The sequence below is a fragment of the Pseudomonas sp. 14A genome, assembly GCF_018132745.1.
Lineage (GTDB): Bacteria > Pseudomonadota > Gammaproteobacteria > Pseudomonadales > Pseudomonadaceae > Aquipseudomonas > Aquipseudomonas mercuritolerans.
Genome location: NZ_JAGRQJ010000018.1, coordinates 565,921 through 582,417, shown reverse-complemented (window position 1 = coordinate 582,417; position 16,497 = coordinate 565,921). Strand labels below are relative to the sequence as shown.

At 61.4% G+C, this 16,497-nt stretch carries 15 protein-coding genes; 7 read left to right on the top strand and 8 right to left on the bottom strand.

Going from position 1 to position 16,497, the window contains the following annotated elements:
• Positions 1–38 precede the first annotated feature (38 nt).
• The 6 genes from PS14A_RS25265 to aspA all read right to left on the bottom strand — a co-directional run bounded on the left by PS14A_RS25265 (position 39) and on the right by aspA (position 8,080).
• Entirely contained in the window at positions 39–1,133 is a 1,095-nt protein-coding gene (locus tag PS14A_RS25265; RefSeq protein ID WP_122705509.1) for a polyamine ABC transporter substrate-binding protein, read from the bottom strand.
• Positions 1,130–2,155: a histone deacetylase family protein gene (locus PS14A_RS25260; protein ID WP_212617459.1), complete on the bottom strand. Its 1,026-nt coding sequence runs from the start codon at positions 2,153–2,155 to the stop codon at positions 1,130–1,132. The genes PS14A_RS25265 and PS14A_RS25260 overlap by 4 nt, the downstream gene beginning before the upstream one ends.
• Before the next feature lie 153 nt (positions 2,156–2,308).
• Positions 2,309–3,301 (bottom strand): AraC family transcriptional regulator, encoded by a 993-nt coding sequence (locus PS14A_RS25255; protein ID WP_212617458.1) that lies wholly within the window; start codon positions 3,299–3,301, stop codon positions 2,309–2,311.
• A 245-nt stretch (positions 3,302–3,546) separates the two neighbouring features.
• The gene (locus tag PS14A_RS25250; protein ID WP_212617457.1) at positions 3,547–4,551 is read right to left on the bottom strand and encodes an asparaginase; all 1,005 of its coding nucleotides are present in this window, start codon (positions 4,549–4,551) and stop codon (positions 3,547–3,549) included.
• A gap of 171 nt (positions 4,552–4,722) precedes the next feature.
• Positions 4,723–6,171: an alanine/glycine:cation symporter family protein gene (locus PS14A_RS25245; protein WP_016772471.1), complete on the bottom strand. Its 1,449-nt coding sequence runs from the start codon at positions 6,169–6,171 to the stop codon at positions 4,723–4,725.
• 484 nt (positions 6,172–6,655) lie between these two features.
• Positions 6,656–8,080: an aspartate ammonia-lyase gene (aspA, locus tag PS14A_RS25240; protein WP_016772472.1), complete on the bottom strand. Its 1,425-nt coding sequence runs from the start codon at positions 8,078–8,080 to the stop codon at positions 6,656–6,658.
• A gap of 180 nt (positions 8,081–8,260) precedes the next feature.
• Here aspA and PS14A_RS25235 point away from each other — a divergent pair, with 180 nt between their 5' ends.
• The 5 genes from PS14A_RS25235 (at position 8,261) to PS14A_RS25215 (ending at position 12,075) form a co-directional block, all read left to right on the top strand.
• Entirely contained in the window at positions 8,261–9,169 is a 909-nt protein-coding gene (locus tag PS14A_RS25235) for a LysR substrate-binding domain-containing protein (RefSeq protein WP_073470875.1), read from the top strand.
• 334 nt (positions 9,170–9,503) lie between these two features.
• Positions 9,504–9,995 (top strand): 5-(carboxyamino)imidazole ribonucleotide mutase, encoded by a 492-nt coding sequence (gene purE, locus PS14A_RS25230; protein ID WP_007920220.1) that lies wholly within the window; start codon positions 9,504–9,506, stop codon positions 9,993–9,995.
• A gap of 10 nt (positions 9,996–10,005) precedes the next feature.
• The gene (locus PS14A_RS25225) at positions 10,006–11,088 is read left to right on the top strand and encodes a 5-(carboxyamino)imidazole ribonucleotide synthase (RefSeq protein ID WP_041476593.1); all 1,083 of its coding nucleotides are present in this window, start codon (positions 10,006–10,008) and stop codon (positions 11,086–11,088) included.
• A gap of 111 nt (positions 11,089–11,199) precedes the next feature.
• Positions 11,200–11,445 (top strand): GlsB/YeaQ/YmgE family stress response membrane protein, encoded by a 246-nt coding sequence (locus PS14A_RS25220; RefSeq protein ID WP_016772475.1) that lies wholly within the window; start codon positions 11,200–11,202, stop codon positions 11,443–11,445.
• Positions 11,446–11,538: 93 nt separating this feature from the next.
• Positions 11,539–12,075, top strand: coding sequence for a DUF3299 domain-containing protein (locus PS14A_RS25215; protein ID WP_130909917.1), 537 nt, complete (start codon positions 11,539–11,541; stop codon positions 12,073–12,075).
• An 83-nt stretch (positions 12,076–12,158) separates the two neighbouring features.
• On the opposite strand, the gene PS14A_RS25210 is transcribed toward PS14A_RS25215, so the two are convergent.
• Together PS14A_RS25210 and PS14A_RS25205 are read right to left on the bottom strand one after the other, a co-directional pair.
• A complete protein-coding gene (locus PS14A_RS25210; RefSeq protein ID WP_212617456.1) occupies positions 12,159–13,058 on the bottom strand; it encodes a D-hexose-6-phosphate mutarotase in 900 nt (299 codons plus the stop codon).
• A gap of 57 nt (positions 13,059–13,115) precedes the next feature.
• Positions 13,116–13,520, bottom strand: coding sequence for an acyl-CoA thioesterase (locus PS14A_RS25205; protein ID WP_003229628.1), 405 nt, complete (start codon positions 13,518–13,520; stop codon positions 13,116–13,118).
• Between the two features lie 377 nt (positions 13,521–13,897).
• On the opposite strand from PS14A_RS25205, the gene PS14A_RS25200 reads away from it, so the two are divergent.
• Together PS14A_RS25200 and PS14A_RS25195 are read left to right on the top strand one after the other, a co-directional pair.
• Entirely contained in the window at positions 13,898–15,196 is a 1,299-nt protein-coding gene (locus PS14A_RS25200) for an MFS transporter (RefSeq protein ID WP_073470879.1), read from the top strand.
• 235 nt (positions 15,197–15,431) lie between these two features.
• Positions 15,432–16,430 carry a phosphate ABC transporter substrate-binding protein PstS gene (locus tag PS14A_RS25195; RefSeq protein WP_016772480.1) on the top strand — a complete coding sequence of 333 codons (999 nt, stop codon included), beginning with the start codon at positions 15,432–15,434 and terminating at the stop codon, positions 16,428–16,430.
• Positions 16,431–16,497: the final 67 nt, after the last annotated feature.

Sequence of the window (16,497 nt, the reverse complement as noted above, 5' to 3'; positions counted from 1 at the left end):
AGACCCGCATGTGCGGGTCTCCGTGCAAGGGGCGGGTGTCAGGTCCCGGATTTGATTTTGGTCCAGGCCCGCGTGCGCGCCCGTTCGGCATCCCGAGGCAGCGGCTGCAAGGTGTAGAGCGTGCTCATTGCCGCATCGGTCGGATACAGGTTCGGGTTGTTGCGAATGGCTGGATCGACCAGCCCGGTGGCGTCCTTGTTCGGGTTTGGATAACCGACAAAGTCGCTGACCGGGGCAATCACCGCAGGTTGCAGCAGATAGTTGATGAAGGTGTAGGCGTCTTCGGTGTTCTTCGCGCCCTTGGGAATCGCGAGCATGTCGAACCAGATCGGTGCGCCTTCTTTGGGCAAGCGCATATCGACCACCACGCCGTTTTTCGCTTCCTTGGCGCGGTTGGCCGCCTGCGAGAAGCTGCCGGAATAGCCGACGGCCACGCAGATGTCGCCGTTGGCAATGTCGGCCATGTACTTGGAAGAATGGAAGTACGTCACATAAGGGCGGATTTTCATCAGCAGCGCTTCGGCCTTGGCGTAATCCGCTGGCTTCTTGCTGTTGGGGTCGAGGCCGAGGTGTTGCAGAGCCAGCGGCAGAATCTCCGACGGCGAGTCGAGCAGGGCGACGCCACACTGCTTGAGCTTGCTGATGTTTTCCTCTTTGAAGATCAGGTCCCAACTGTCCACCGGCGCGTTGTCGCCCAGGGCCGCCTTGATCTTGGCCGGGTTGAAACCAATCAGGATGGTGCCGTACATGTACGGCACGGCGAACTTGTTCCCCGGATCATTGGCCTCGATCAGCTTCATCAGTTTCGGATCGAGGTGATTCCAGTTCGGCAATTTGCTGCGATCCAGCGGCTGGAACACCCCGGCCTCGATTTGCTTGGCGAGGAACACGTTGGACGGCACCACCACGTCATAGCCTGAGTTGCCGGTGAGCAGCTTGGCCTCGAGTGCTTCGTTGGTGTCGAAGATGTCGTAGATCAGTTTGGTCTGGCTGTTCTGTGCCTTGAAGTCGTCCAGCGCCTTGGGCGTGATGTAGTCGAACCAGTTATAGACGCGCAGCGTGCGTTCTTCGGCGTGGGCGCCAGCGCTTAGCAGAGCCGCGCACAGCGCCGAGGCGATCAGTCGCTTTTTCATTGTTCAAAACCTTCCAGCACGTTCACCGCGTTGATGCCGATTTCTTCAACGGCGTAGCCACCTTCCATGACGAACAGGGTCGGCTTGCCGAGGGCGGCGATGCGCTTGCCCATGGCCAGGTAATCCGGGCTGTCGAGTTTGAACTGCGAGATCGGATCGTCCTTGAACGTGTCGACGCCGAGGGAGACGACGATGATGTCCGCGCCGTAACTGTCGATCTCGTCGCAGGCCTGATCCAGCGCCGCGCTCCACACATCCCAGCCGGAACCGGCCGGCAGCGGATAGTTGAAATTGAAGCCTTCACCGGCACCTTCGCCGCGCTCGTCGTCGTAACCGAGGAAGAATGGAAACTCCGCTTCTGGATGGCCGTGGATCGAAGTGAACAGCACGTCGCTGCGTTCGTAGAAAATCGACTGGGTGCCGTTGCCATGGTGGTAGTCGACGTCGAGGATCGCGACCTTCTGGTGGCCCTGATCGAGGAAGGCCTGCGCGGCTATCGCGGCGTTGTTGAGGTAGCAATATCCGCCCATCAAATCACTGGCGGCGTGATGTCCCGGCGGACGGCAGAGGGCGAAGGCTGCGCGTGCGCCACCCTGGATTTCAGCTTGCGCGGTGAGCGCCACTTGCGCCGCGCTGTAGGCTGCTTGCCAAGTGCCGGCGGTAATCGGCGCGCCGCCGTCGAAGCTGTAATAACCGAGCTGGCCATGCAGGCTGGTCGGTTTGATCGCACGCAGCGTGCGCGCCGGCCAGGTGTAGGGCAGCAAGTCGCCGTCAGTGTTGAACTCGGTCCAGCGTTGCCATGCACCTTTGAAAAATTCCAGATAGTCACGGCTGTGAATGCGCGCGATCGGCTCCACGCCGAAATCCGTCGGCGCTTCGACCGCACCGAGGTTTTGCTTGTGCACGCGTTGCAGCACATGGTCGGCACGCGACGGCATCTCGAAGCACGGCTTGAGCTGGCCATCGATAAGTTCGCAACGGCCATGGTGCAAGTGGTGATCGTCTGAGTAGATCGTCAGCATTTGTTGTTCTCCGCAAGGCTGATTCGGTGGTCTTCAGTGTTGCGGCGCAAGTTGAATCGGAGAACGTCGGGAGCGGCCAAAAGGGGATCGATATGGCCAAAAGCTCTGACCGCAATTCGCCCCTAACAACCGAAGGCTGCGATCTTTTGATCTTCAGGATCTGAACTGACTCGGCGCCACGCCACTCCAGCGCACAAACGCATGGCGGAAACTCGCGGTCTCGCTGAAGCCCAGCGTCTCGGCGATCCGATAGATTGGCAACTGGTCTTCACACAACATCTGCTTGGCCCGTTCGAAGCGCAGTTCATCGAGCAGTTCCTGATAGCTGCTGCCCATGTCTTTCAAATGCCGACGCAGGGTGCGCGGTGAGCACTTCATCTGCTGCGCCAACCCCTCCAGGCCCGGCGCAGCGTTCAATTGCGCGCTGAGCAACTGACGAATCCGCCCCAGCCAGGCCTGGCGTCCGGTGAACTCCAGATTCTGTTTGCGGCAGCGCTCTGCCATGGCCTGATGGGTGATCGCGTCGGCCAGCGGCAGCGGCTGATCGAGCCAGTGGCGGTCGAAGGCGAAGGCGTTGTCCTTGGCCGAAAAGTGCAGCGGCGAGTTGAAGGGTTCGGCGTAGCTGGCGCGATAGTCCGGCGCTGCATGTTCAAAGCGCGTGGCGCGTAGCGGCAGCGGATGGCCGAGCAAGTCGTCGCAGATGACCTTCAGCGAAACCAGACAGAATTCGGCGTTGAACACCGCCATCGCCGGGCTTTCACGGTAATCAGCAGCGACGAACCAGACCTGCTCGCCATCGTCTTCCAGGCTCAGTTCGAACAACGTGCCCAACAGCGCCGGATAACGGATCGCCAGCCGCAAAGCGTCACCGAAGGTGGCACAGGTCAGCAGGGCGTAACCGAGCATGCCGTAACAGGACACGTGCATGCGCCGGCCCAACTCAAGGCCGATGTCACGTTTGAGCGCGACCGCGTTGGTGCAGACCTGCATCTCTTGATGGGTGGTGATGCGCGTATCGGCACGCTGCAGATCCGCCGCCACGATGCCGCTGCCAGCCAGCAGCGCCTCACTCGACAGGCCTTCGGCCTTGAACGTGTTGAGGATCAGCGAGACCGCGTTGAGGGTGGTGAGGTGGGAGTGGAGCATGGGATCTTCCAGCCTGGAGGTGGCTGGAACGCAGCAAGTTGCATGCCGCAGGCCCTCACCCCAGCCCTCTCCCAGAGGGAGAGGGGGCCGAACGGGGGATATTGCAGAAATACACCGACGTGAGACACCGCCGCCGAATCCATAATCGACACTGTTTATCAGGTCGGTGTATCGCGCAAGACACTACGGTCAGTTCCCTCTCCCTCTGGGAGAGGGTTAGGGTGAGGGGCAATCCAGCGCCGTGCTCAGATCAACTCACCACACAAATCCAGTTCGATCAATCGACGAACTTCAGCCGTTTCCAGCCCGGCCCCCAGCAACCCATGCAACTTGCCGAACGCCGCCTCGCGCGTCATACCGCCACCGGACAACACGCCGACACCGCGCAAACGACTGCCCGCTTCATACACATCCAGCTCAACGCCCCCTTCATGGCACTGCGTGACCGCGACCACCACCACGTCGTTATCCCGTGCGCGGCCAAGGCTGGCGAGGAATTGCGGGTTGTCGCTCGGCCCTGTGCCGCTGCCGTAGCATTCCAGCACCAGACCTTGAATGCCGCTGTCGAGCAGACCATCGAGAACCTCGGCACTGATCCCGGGAAACAGCGGCAACACCGCCACTTTTGCCAGTTGCTTCGGCTGGTTGTAGTTCAGCGCGACTGGAATCGACGGCGCCTTCACACCACCGCCCTGACGCTCCAGGCGTTTGAACGGATGGCGGCCGAAGCTGCGCACTTTCGCGCAGCGGGTCGGCGCCAGCAGTTCGCCGTGGAAGTACAGGTGCACGCCCGGCGCCAGGCCTTGGCCGAGGGCGACCAGCGCGCCGCCGAGGTTTTCCCAGGCATCGCTGTCGGTCACGCCCGCCGGCAACATCGAGCCGGTGAAACACACGCGGGCATGCAGGCCGAGCAAATGAAAACTCATCGCCGCCGCGCTGTACGCGAGCGTGTCGGTGCCGTGCAGGATCAGCACGCTGTCGCAGCCTTGCACGTCCACGGCATCGACTACCGCTTCGCGCAGTTGCTGCCAGTAGGCCGGGGTCATGTTGGCGCTGTCGATCAGCGGAGACATTTCCCGAAACTGCCACTGCGGCACTACCAGCTCAGGCTGGCTGTGCAAGTAGTCGCGCATCCGCGCTTCGAAACCGGACGCCGGGGCCAGCCCGTTGGCGCTGGCCTGCATGCCGATGGTGCCACCGGTGTAGAGCACCATGACGTGTTGAGCGGCGGGATAGGTCGACGAGCTCATAGGATTCTCCGAAACGATGAGGGTCCTGTGGGAGCGAGCCTGCTCGCGAAAGCGGTGTGTCATTCAACACTGATGTTGGTTGAAAGTCCGCCATCGCGAGCAGGCTCAATCCTGCAGGTTATTGCATCACAATAACTGACGGGCGCAGGGGATGCGCCCGTCATTCACCTGTCAGCGTTGCGCTGCAGGTACGCCTTGCGGCGCAGTTTCAGTCTGGCCCGCCGCTGCTGGCGGGTTGACCGGCCAGGCGTTGCGATCCAGATCCAGGTCGGCGAATTTGCTCGAGTCGAACACTGGCTGTTTGACGCCGGCGCGACGCTGCTCATCGTAGTCGCGCATCACCCGCAGGCCGACCTTGAACAGCATGGCCAGGGCCACGAGGTTGACGAAGGCCAGGCAGGTCATGGTGATGTCGGCGAAGGCGAACACTGTCGTCAGGTCCTGCATCGAACCCCACACCACCAGCGCCAGCACCAGACCGCGGAACAGCATCAGCAGGGCGCGGTTGCGGCTGAGGAACTGCAAGCTGTTCTCGCCCAGATAGTAGTTGTAGAGGATGCATGTGAAGACGAACAGTGACAGCGCGACGCTGACGAACATGCGACCCCAGTCACCGACCACGGCAGCCAGCGAGTTCTGGGTCAGGACGATACCGTCACCTTCAAAGCCCGGGGTGTAGAAGCCCGACAGCAGGATCAGCAGCGCGGTGCAGGTGCAGATCACGAAGGTGTCGAGGAACACGCTGAAAGCCTGGACCACGCCCTGCGCGCCCGGGTGCTTGACGGCGGCCACAGCGGCGACGTTCGGCGCACTGCCCAGGCCCGCTTCGTTGGCGAACACGCCACGCTTCACGCCCATGACAATGGCGCTGCCGAGCAGGCCGGCAAAGGCCGGGTCGAGGCCGAAGGCGCTCTTGAAGATGGTTTCCAGCATGGCCGGTACGTGTTCGATCTGGGTGCCGATCACGTACAGGGTCACGCCGATATAGGCCAGGGTCTTGATCGGTACCAGCAGGTCGGAGACCGAAGCGATGCGCTTGATCCCGCCGATAAAGGTGATGGCCAGCAGCACCGCCAGGACGATACCGGTGTGTTGTGGGTTGAAGTCAAAGGCGTTCTGCAGCGAGTGGGTCACGGTGTAGGACTGCAGGCCGATGAAGGCGAAGCCGTAGGTGACCAGCAGCAGAACGGAGAAGACTATCGCCATGCCTTTGAGCTTGAGCCCGTGCTGGATGTAATACGCCGGGCCACCACGGTACAGGCCGTCGCCATCGGCGCGCTTGTAGACCTGGGCCAGGGTGCACTCGAAGAAGCTGCTGGACATACCGACCAGTGCGGTCACCCACATCCAGAACACCGCACCCGGACCACCGAGGGTCACGGCGATGCCGACACCGGCAATGTTGCCTGCACCGACGCGGCCGGCGAGGCTGAGCATCAAGGCCTGGAACGAGCTGAGTTGCCCGGCGCTGCCTTTGAGGCTGTCGCGGAACACCGCGAACATGTGGAAAAAATGACGCAGTTGAACGAAACGCGAGCGAATCGTGAAGTAGCTACCGAGCCCGACAATGAGCACGATCAGTACTTTCCCTGAGAGGAAGTCGTTGATGACTTCGAGCATGGATTTATCCTCGCTGTTTTTTGTGGGTGCAAATGCTGGATCGGAGAAACATCGTGTTACACCGGCATGCACGCGGCACGACGGGTGAGGCGAAGGTTTCGTCCCGGATCCATATCGCGGGTTTTGTTATTAGTTCGGGTTTCGCATGGGTGATGGCCTCGTTACCGACGACCGCTCACGCGAAGAGGGGCGGCACTATACCGATCAGTGGCGCGCCCGTCTGCACGGTAGTGGTGCAAGCGACGAAACGAGGTTGCTGCAAATCAAAAGATCGCAGCCTTCGGCAGCTCCTACAGGTGCACGTCAATCCTGTAGGAGCTGCCGAAGGCTGCGATCTTGGCGGTATCGAATACACAAAGCATCTAACGTCCTGCCCGCAAAGAAGTTAAAAAAAAGGGCTCGGGGACAAAATCCCCAAGCCCTCAAAAGGTGAGAGGTGTCTAGTCCCTCGACCTGGTGAGCGGTGCTACAAGTTCGCGTCGGCTCAGGCTTTGAGCGGAACCAGACGCGGGGCAATCATGTTTTCCGGGCGCAGGATGTCGGCGAGCATGGCTTCGTCGAGCAGACCTTCTTCGCGCACCAGTTCCAGCACGCCACGGCCGCTTTCAAGGGCGATACGGGCGATGCGGGTGGCGTTTTTGTAGCCGATATACGGGTTCAGTGCGGTGACCAGACCGATCGAATGCTCGACCAGTTCACGGCAGCGCGCTTCGTTGGCGGTGATGCCGACGATGCAGTGCTCGCGCAGCATGTCCATGGCACGTTGCAGCAGGCGGATCGAATCGAGGATCTTGAAAGCGATCAGCGGCTCCATCACGTTCAGTTGCAGCTGGCCGCCTTCGGCTGCCATGGTCAGCGCCAAGTCGTTACCGATGACCTGGAACGCGACCTGGTTCACGGCTTCCGGGATCACCGGGTTGACCTTGCCGGGCATGATCGAGCTGCCTGGCTGACGCGCCGGCAGGTTGATTTCATTGATGCCGGTGCGTGGGCCGCTGGACAGCAGGCGCAAGTCGTTGCAGATCTTCGACAGCTTGACCGCGGTGCGCTTGAGCATGCCGGAGAACAGCACGAACGCGCCCATGTCGGAGGTCGCTTCGATCAGGTCGGCGGCCGGTACCAGCGGTTGGCCGCTGATCAATGCCAGACGTTGAACAGCCAGTGCCTGATAACGCGGGTCGGCGTTGATGCCGGTGCCGATCGCGGTGCCGCCCAGGTTGACTTCGGTCAGCAGTTCCGGGGCCAGCGTCTTCAGACGCGCGAGGTCTTCGCCCATCGTGGTGGCGAACGCGCGGAATTCCTGGCCGAGGGTCATCGGCACGGCGTCTTGCAGTTGGGTACGGCCCATTTTCAGGACGTGGTCGAACTCTTTGCCCTTGGCCGCGAAGGCCTGGATCAGGCTGTCGAGACTGGCCAGCAGCGCGTCGTGACCCAGCAGCAGACCCAGACGGATCGCCGTCGGATAGGCGTCGTTGGTCGACTGCGCCATGTTCACGTCGTCGTTTGGGTGCAGGTACTGGTATTCGCCTTTCTCGTGGCCCATCGCTTCCAGAGCAATGTTGGCGATCACTTCGTTGGCATTCATGTTGGTGGACGTGCCGGCGCCACCTTGAATCATGTCGACCACGAACTCTTCGTGGTAATCGCCGCGGATCAATCGCGCACAGGCTTCGCTGATGGCAGCGTGCTTGGCTTCGCTCAGGTGACCCAGCTCGCGGTTGGCGTCAGCGGCGGCCTGTTTGACCATCGCCAGGCCCACAACCAGTTTCGGGTAATGCGAAATCGGAACGCCCGAGAGGCGGAAGTTGTTCACCGCTCGCAGGGTCTGGATGCCGTAGTACGCATGGGCCGGTACTTCGAGGGCGCCAAGCAGGTCGGTTTCTGTGCGGAAAGATGCAGCGGAGGACATGATAGAAATCATCTCGATAAGGACCCGGTCTGTGCCGGAACGCTGCGAATGCTAGGCTTGTGGGGATTTTTGGGCCAATGCTGTTCAGCACTGCCCTATGCACATTCGGCATAATGCCCATGTGACGCCGCCTGTGCGGCAGACGTGTGACCTGTTTTGGTGCGTGTCCGGGAGGACGTGATGAATCTGGAAAGCAAATGGCTCGAGGACTTCAGTGCCCTGGCCGCCACCCGCAGCTTCTCGCAGGCAGCCGAACGGCGCTTCGTGACTCAGCCGGCGTTCAGTCGGCGGATCCGCAGCCTCGAAGCGGCGCTGGGGCTGACCCTGGTCAATCGCTCGCGCACGCCGGTCGAACTGACGGCGGCGGGGCAGTTGTTCCTGGTGACCGCGCGCACCGTGGTCGAACAGCTCGGCGAAGTGCTGCGCCATCTGCATCATCTGGAAGGCGGGCAGGGCGAGGTGATGCAGGTGGCGGCGGCACACTCGCTGGCGCTGGGCTTTTTCCCGCGCTGGATCGCCCAGTTGCGCAACGAAGGGCTGAACATCGCCACGCGGCTGGTGGCGACCAACGTTGGTGACGCCGTGCACGCTTTGCGTGAAGGTGGCTGCGATCTGATGCTGGCGTTCTACGACCCGGATTCGGCGATGCAGATGGACCCGGAAATCTTCCCGTCGCTGCACTTGGGCCAGACCGAAATGCTGCCGGTGTGCGCGGCAGATCTGGATGGCAAACCGCTGTTCGATCTGGAAGGCGAGGCGAGCGTGCCGTTGCTGGCGTACAGCGCCGGGGCGTTTCTCGGCCGTTCGGTGAACGGCTTGCTGCGCCAGCGCCAGTTGCGCTTCACCACGATCTACGAAACCGCGATGGCCGACAGCCTGAAAAGCATGGCGCTGGAAGGCCTCGGCATTGCCTGGGTGCCGCAACTGAGCGTACGCGCAGAGTTGGCGCGCGGTGAGCTGGTGGTGTGCGGCGGCCCGCAATGGCATGTGCCGCTGGAGATTCGTTTGTACCGCTGCGCCCTGGTACGCAAGGCCAACGTGCGGTTGCTGTGGCGCAAGCTTGAAGGCGGTGCTGCCCAAAACGCTTGAAGCTGATGAAGATCGAATGTGGGAGCGAGCCTGCTCGCGAATGCGCAGTGTCAGGCGCTGAGGCACGTCTGACACAACGCTTTCGCGAGCAGGCTCGCTCCCACAGGGGGATTTTTGCGCTGTTCTTTCGCTGACCTCAAGGTCAATAAAACCGGGCCTTTCGCTCATTTGACAGATGGTCGTTTCGGGGGCTGTTTATTGCTTTCTTTGCGGTATACTGCGCGGCCTTCGGCCGGCACGTCCGGCCATTTTTCGTACAATCAAGCCACGCAACCTGCGTGGCTTGTTGTTTTATGACGCGCCTGCGGGCGCTCCAGAGAGAAGAGGCGCGACGATGAGTGCACTGGTTGGCGTGATCATGGGCTCCAAGTCCGATTGGTCCACCCTTAGCCACACCGCCGATATGCTGGAAAAGCTCGGCATCCCGTACGAGGTCAAGGTGGTTTCCGCCCACCGCACCCCGGATCTGCTGTTCCAGTACGCCGAAGAGGCTGAAAGCCGTGGCATCGAGGTGATCATCGCCGGTGCCGGTGGCGCAGCCCACTTGCCAGGCATGTGTGCGGCCAAGACCCACCTGCCGGTGCTGGGCGTGCCGGTGCAGTCGGCCATGCTCTCGGGCGTCGATTCGCTGCTGTCGATCGTGCAGATGCCGGCGGGCATTCCGGTTGCCACCCTGGCCATCGGCAAGGCTGGCGCGATCAACGCCGCACTGCTCTCGGCAAGCATCCTCGGCGCCAAGCACCCGCAATTTCACGCGGTACTGAAAACCTTCCGTGCCGAGCAGACAGACAGCGTCCTGGACAATCCAGACCCACGTATTGCCTGAGGTTGTTGAGATGAAGATCGGTGTAATCGGTGGCGGCCAGTTGGGTCGCATGTTGGCCCTGGCGGGCACTCCGCTGGGGATGAACTTCGCTTTTCTCGACCCTGCGCCGGACGCTTGCGCCGCTGCGTTGGGCGAACACCTGCGGGCCGATTACGGCGATCAGGATCATCTGCGCCAACTGGCCGATGAAGTCGATCTGGTGACCTTCGAATTCGAGAGCGTCCCGGCCGAAACCGTGGCGTTTCTTTCGCAATTCGTGCCGGTCTACCCGAGCGCCGAAGCCCTGCGCATCGCTCGTGACCGCTGGTTCGAAAAGAGCATGTTCAAAGACCTCGGCATTCCGACCCCGGCCTTCGCCGACATCCAGTCGCAAGCCGACCTGGACGCCGCCGTCGCTTCGATCGGTCTGCCGGCCGTGCTGAAAACCCGCACCCTGGGTTATGACGGCAAGGGCCAGAAAGTCCTGCGCAAGCCGGAAGATGTTGCCGGTACGTTCGCCGAACTGGGCAGCGTTGCCTGCCTGCTGGAAGGCTTCGTGCCATTCACCGGCGAAGTGTCGCTGATCGCCGTGCGTGCCCGCGATGGCGAAACGAAGTTCTATCCACTGGTGCACAACACCCACGACAGCGGCATCCTCAAGCTGTCCGTCGCCAGCACCGATCACCCGTTGCAGGCGCTGGCCGAAGATTATTCCAGCCGTGTGCTCAAACACCTCGACTACGTCGGCGTGATGGCTTTCGAGTTCTTCGAAGTCGACGGTGGCCTGAAAGCCAACGAAATCGCCCCGCGCGTGCACAACTCCGGGCACTGGACCACCGAAGGTGCCGAGTGCAGCCAGTTCGAAAACCACCTGCGTGCCGTGGCCGGCCTGCCGCTGGGTTCGACCGCCAAGGTCGGCGAGAGCGCGATGCTCAACTTCATCGGCGTAGTGCCGCCGGTGGAAAAAGTCATCGCCATCGAAGACTGCCATCTGCATCACTACGGCAAAGCTTTCAAGGCCGGACGCAAGGTCGGCCATGCCAACCTGCGCTGCGCCGACATGGCCACGCTGCAGGCGCAGATCATCAAGGTCGAAGCGCTGATCGCCGAGTAAACCAGTTTCATGTGGCAGCGGCGGAACCATTCAGGGGCCGCCGTTCTCTCATGGCAGGATGCCAAAGTCTGTCTAGGCTTTGGCATATCTACCAAATCAGAGGGAAATGCCATGGGAATTATCGGAACCATCTTTATCGGCTTGATCGTCGGCCTGCTGGCTCGGTTCCTGAAACCGGGCGATGACAGCATGGGCTGGATCATGACCATCCTGCTCGGTATCGGCGGTTCGCTGGCAGCCACCTACGGCGGCCAGGCTCTGGGCATCTATCAGGCGGGCGAGGGCGCGGGTTTCCTCGGCGCACTGGTCGGCGCTGTCGTGTTGCTGGTGATCTACGGTCTGATCAAAAAGAACTGATCGAAAGCGACAAAGCCCTCTCGGCCAGCGCGGCCGGGAGGGCTAGAATGCGCGGCGACTCACCGTCCATTCCTTTGCCTGCCGAGCACCTTCATGCGCCGTCTTCTGTTGACTCTCTTCTTGCTGGGCAGTTATCTCGCCCACGCCGGCGAACTGCCGGAAACCGACTGGCTGGAACTGATGCCCAAGTCGGATCAAAAGGCCCTCGAGGCCATGCCGGAAATCGACCACAACTCTCCCGAAGCCAGCGGCACCTTCACCGAGAAGGGCGGGATGAAGCAGGCCAAAGGTCTGCCAGCGGTGATGTATTCAACGAAAACCGTGGCGTCGATGAACGACAAGCACATCCGCATCGGTGGTTACCCGGTGCCGCTGGAGTCCGATGCCAAGGGCCGCAGCACGCTGTTCTTCCTCGTTCCGTATCCCGGCGCCTGCATCCACGTGCCGCCACCGCCGCCCAATCAACTGGTGCTGGTGCGTTATCCGAAAGGGTTGAAGCTGGAGGACATCTACACACCGCTATGGGTGACCGGCACGCTGAAGATCGAAAAGGTCAGCAATGATCTGGCGGATGCAGCGTATGCGCTGGAGGCGGAGAAGGTGCGGGTGGTGGAGGAAGCTGACCTCTAAAGCAAAAGATCGCAGCCTTCGGCAGCTCCTACATTGGAATGCATTTTCCTGTAGGAGCTGCCGAAGGCTGCGATCTTTTGATCTTAAAGCGGTTTGCTGGCCACGCTAACGCCCAAGGTATGGCTCTCCCCCGGCGCCAGCGTGACGATGTCATCCATCACATTGGCCGTCTCGATGCACAGCATGCGCTGCCAGCCATCGTTGTCCATGTCCGGCAGGGCGGCGGCGCGGTCGATCCACGGGTTCCAGATCACCGCAGTGCGCGAGCCGGTAGAGGTCAGCACGATGCGTCGTTCCCAGGTTGGATCAACGATGCTCAGTTGCGGCGGAACATCGAGGTAGATGCGGTCGGTCTCGCCGGCGAAATGCAGATCGCCGCTCTGGCTGGCCGTGTTCCAGTCATCCAGGGTCTCGATGTAGTTGAGCCCGGCCACGCCGTCGACATGCACATTGCGCGCGTCACTCACGGCGAAATAGGTGTGCAGCGCCTGACTCAGCGTAACGCTGTCAGTACCCCGGTTATGGCTGGTAAGGCTGTAATGCAACTGATCCGCCAGATGCAGGGTCAGGGTCAGGTCGACCTCGTGGGGCCAGCCCGGCAGGCCACCTTCCGGGTAGGGCAGCTTGAACTCGACCTTGATGCCGTCAGCCTCTGATTCGATGCCGCCCAACTCCCAGTCCATCGCCCGTACCAGACCGTGCGCGGGAGCCGGTTGCGCGCCGGTGTACATCGCCTGCACGCTGCTCGGGTTGCGTTCGAATTTGCCGAACCACGGCCAGCACACCGGCACGCCGGCGCGGATGCTTTTGCCGGTCCTGAACTCGGCCTTGTCGTTGAGCCAGATGATCGGCGGCTGGCCGTCGATCTGATAACTGAGGATGTGCGCGCCTTGCTGGGCCACCAGCACTTCGGCCTTGCCGTGGCGGATGCGCCAGCAGTTCAGTTCATCCTGTTTCACGGCTTCAACGTTGGGCGTGTTCATGGGCAACTCTCGATCAGACACTGGGGACGACTATCGACCGCAAAACGGCCGCGAGGTTTAACGTGCGCGTGGCGGCACCGAGCGGGTGCGACCGCTGCCGTCGATGGCGACGAAGACGAAAACCGCTTCGGTGACCTTGCGCCATTCGCTGGAGAGTGGGTCATCGCTCCACACTTCGACCATCATCTGGATCGAGCTGCGGCCGATTTCCAGGGTCTGGGTATAAAAGGACAACTGCGCGCCGACCGCGACCGGGACGAGAAACGCCATGCGGTCGATGGCGACAGTGGCAACGCGGCCGCCGGCCACCCGGCTGGCCATGGCAGTGCCGGCCAGATCCATCTGCGCGACCAGCCAGCCGCCGAAAATATCGCCAAAGCCGTTGGTTTCGCGGGGAAGTGCGGTGATTTGCAGGGCCAGGTCGCCCTGTGGGATCGGATCTTCTTGTTCGAGCTCTATCATGCCGAGGGGCCTCTGACCCATGACTCTTCGTGGGTATTGCGAGTGGTAGCCGTCTTCAAGAAAAACGATTCAACACCGAACACACTGCGTTCGTCACGTTTTCCATCAGGCGCCTAAAGGGAAACTCTGCGAAAAAGGCTAAATCCCGAGCAAAGGACGGGCCAACAACGTTTTCGCACAGCAATCTCTTACAAATCCTGCGCAGGTGGCGAGTATATCGGTCGATAGACCCCGCGACGACCACCCGGTTCTGATTTCGACCGTCAATTACGCGCCTCTATGTGCTTTTTCGAACAATTTGCTATGGTGCCGAACCTGTCCAAGCCACCGCCAGCGTTGTTGTGGCGACAGATTCGACTATAAGAGAAGCCCTTGCCATGACCACAGCGCCTTCGAGCCTCGCGCAGCCCGAGCAACCCGCACGACCGTTGACCCGCAATGACTACAAGACTCTGTCGCTGTCCGCCCTCGGCGGGGCGCTGGAGTTCTACGATTTCATCATCTTCGTGTTCTTCGCCACCGTCGTCGGCAAGCTGTTCTTCCCGGCCGACATGCCAGAGTGGCTGCGCTTGATGCAGACGTTCGGCATCTTCGCCGCCGGCTATCTGGCGCGGCCGCTGGGCGGCATCGTCATGGCGCACTTCGGTGACCTGCTGGGGCGCAAGAAGATGTTCACCCTGAGCATTTTCATGATGGCCGTGCCGACGCTGATCATGGGCCTGCTGCCGACCTACGCGCAGATCGGCATCTGGGCGCCGATCCTGCTGCTGCTGATGCGGGTGATCCAGGGTGCGGCGATTGGCGGTGAGGTGCCGGGGGCGTGGGTATTCGTTTCCGAACACGTACCGCAAAAGCACATCGGTTATGCCTGCGGCACGCTCACCAGCGGCCTGACTGCCGGCATCCTCCTCGGCTCGCTGGTCGCCACGGCGATCAACAGCATTTATACGCCAGCCGAAGTGTCGGATTACGCCTGGCGGATCCCGTTCCTGCTCGGCGGCGTGTTCGGCCTGTTCTCGGTGTACCTGCGCCGCTGGCTGCACGAGACACCGGTGTTCGCCGAACTTCAATTGCGCAAGGCTCTGGCCGAAGAAGTGCCGTTGCGCGCGGTGCTGCGTGATCATCGCGGTGCCATCGCCATTTCGATGCTGCTGACCTGGTTGCTGTCGGCCGGCGTCGTCGTAGTGATTCTGATGACACCGACCGTGCTGCAAACGGTCTACCACTTCTCGCCGACCACGGCGCTGCAAGCCAACAGCCTGGCCATCGTGTTCCTCAGCCTCGGCTGCATTGGTGCCGGCGCGCTGGCCGATCGCTTCGGCGCCGGCCGTGTATTCGTGTTCGGTTGCCTGGGCCTGCTGATCAGCTCCTGGACCTTCTACCACAGCCTCGCCGACCACCCGGACTGGCTGTTCCCGCTGTACGCACTGACCGGTTTGCTGGTCGGTACCATCGGCGCGGTGCCGTACGTGATGGTCAAAGCGTTCCCGCCGGTGGTTCGCTTCAGTGGCCTGTCGTTTTCCTACAACGTCGCGTACGCGATCTTCGGTGGCTTGACCCCGATGGTGGTGAGCCTGCTGCTGAAGGAAAGCGCGATGGGGCCGGCTTACTATGTTGCGGTGCTGTGCGGGATGGGGATTGTGGTCGGGGCGTGGCTGTGGAAGAAGGGGCGCTAAAGCCCAGGATCTACTCCACCAATACCGGCCACTTCGCGAGCAGGCTCGCTCCCACAGTTGGAATGCATTTCAATTGTGGGAGCGAGCCTGCTCGCGAATGGGGGCACCAAAAATCATCCAGTAAAAGCCGGATGCTGGCCTTTCATCCAATTGTCATATTTCAGCCATAGAGTGTTCACACGGCCTGCTGATACTTGGCCCCGACTTAACACACCCTATCTGCTAGGAGTAAGGCATGAAACTGAAGCGTTTGATGGCGGCAATGACTTTTGTCGCTGCTGGCGTTGCGACTGCCAACGCGTTCGCCGCTGTTGACCCTGCTATCCCGAGCTACACCAAGACCACTGGTGTGTCGGGCAACCTGTCCAGCGTCGGTTCCGATACCCTGGCCAACCTCATGACCCTGTGGGCTGAGAACTACAAAAAAGAATACCCGAACGTCAATATCCAGATTCAGGCTGCCGGTTCCTCCACCGCGCCACCTGCACTCACCGAAGGCACCGCCAACCTGGGCCCGATGAGCCGCAAGATGAAGGACAACGAGCTGCAGGCTTTCGAACAGAAGTACGGCTACAAGCCGACGGCGATTCCGGTTGCCGTGGATGCCCTGGCCGTGTTCGTGCACAAGGACAACCCGATCAAGCACCTGACCATGGCCCAAGTCGATGCGATCTTCTCCTCGACGCGCCTGTGCGGTGCCAAAGCTGACGTCAAGACCTGGGGCGACCTGGGCGTGACTGGCGACCTGGCCAACAAGCCAGTCCAGCTGTTCGGCCGTAACTCGGTGTCCGGCACCTACGGCTACTTCAAGGAAGAAGCCCTGTGCAAAGGCGACTACAAGCCAAACGTCAACGAACAACCAGGTTCGGCGTCGGTGGTGCAGTCGATCAGCAGCTCGCTTAACGGCGTCGGCTACTCGGGCATCGGCTACAAGACCGCCAGCGTGAAAACCGTCGCCCTGGCCAAGAAAGAAGGCGGCGAGTTCATCGAAGACACCGAAGAAAACGCCCTGAACGGCAAGTATCCGCTGTCGCGCTTCCTCTACGTCTACGTCAACAAAGCCCCGAACAAGCCTCTGGCCCCGCTGGAAGCCGAGTTCGTGAAGCTGGTGCTGTCGAAGCAGGGCCAGGAAGTGGTAGTGAAAGACGGTTACATCCCGCTGCCAGCCAAGGTTGCTGCCAAAGCACTGGCTGACCTCGGTCTGCAGGAAGGCGGCGCTGTCGCCAAGAAGTAACCCCGTAGATCCGGGCTAACCCCCGGATCTGCAGGAACCCCTGTAGGAGCTGTCGAGTAAAACGAGG

Coding starts and splice junctions, on each gene's coding strand:
- PS14A_RS25195 (WP_016772480.1), top strand. CDS start 15,432: ATGAAACTGAAGCGTTTGATGGCGGCAATGACTTTTGTCGCTGCTGGC.
- aspA (WP_016772472.1), bottom strand. CDS start 8,080: ATGTCCTCCGCTGCATCTTTCCGCACAGAAACCGACCTGCTTGGCGCC.
- PS14A_RS25225 (WP_041476593.1), top strand. CDS start 10,006: ATGAAGATCGGTGTAATCGGTGGCGGCCAGTTGGGTCGCATGTTGGCC.
- PS14A_RS25215 (WP_130909917.1), top strand. CDS start 11,539: ATGCGCCGTCTTCTGTTGACTCTCTTCTTGCTGGGCAGTTATCTCGCC.
- PS14A_RS25245 (WP_016772471.1), bottom strand. CDS start 6,171: ATGCTCGAAGTCATCAACGACTTCCTCTCAGGGAAAGTACTGATCGTG.
- purE (WP_007920220.1), top strand. CDS start 9,504: ATGAGTGCACTGGTTGGCGTGATCATGGGCTCCAAGTCCGATTGGTCC.
- PS14A_RS25200 (WP_073470879.1), top strand. CDS start 13,898: ATGACCACAGCGCCTTCGAGCCTCGCGCAGCCCGAGCAACCCGCACGA.
- PS14A_RS25220 (WP_016772475.1), top strand. CDS start 11,200: ATGGGAATTATCGGAACCATCTTTATCGGCTTGATCGTCGGCCTGCTG.
- PS14A_RS25260 (WP_212617459.1), bottom strand. CDS start 2,155: ATGCTGACGATCTACTCAGACGATCACCACTTGCACCATGGCCGTTGC.
- PS14A_RS25205 (WP_003229628.1), bottom strand. CDS start 13,520: ATGATAGAGCTCGAACAAGAAGATCCGATCCCACAGGGCGACCTGGCC.
- PS14A_RS25255 (WP_212617458.1), bottom strand. CDS start 3,301: ATGCTCCACTCCCACCTCACCACCCTCAACGCGGTCTCGCTGATCCTC.
- PS14A_RS25210 (WP_212617456.1), bottom strand. CDS start 13,058: ATGAACACGCCCAACGTTGAAGCCGTGAAACAGGATGAACTGAACTGC.
- PS14A_RS25250 (WP_212617457.1), bottom strand. CDS start 4,551: ATGAGCTCGTCGACCTATCCCGCCGCTCAACACGTCATGGTGCTCTAC.
- PS14A_RS25235 (WP_073470875.1), top strand. CDS start 8,261: ATGAATCTGGAAAGCAAATGGCTCGAGGACTTCAGTGCCCTGGCCGCC.
- PS14A_RS25265 (WP_122705509.1), bottom strand. CDS start 1,133: ATGAAAAAGCGACTGATCGCCTCGGCGCTGTGCGCGGCTCTGCTAAGC.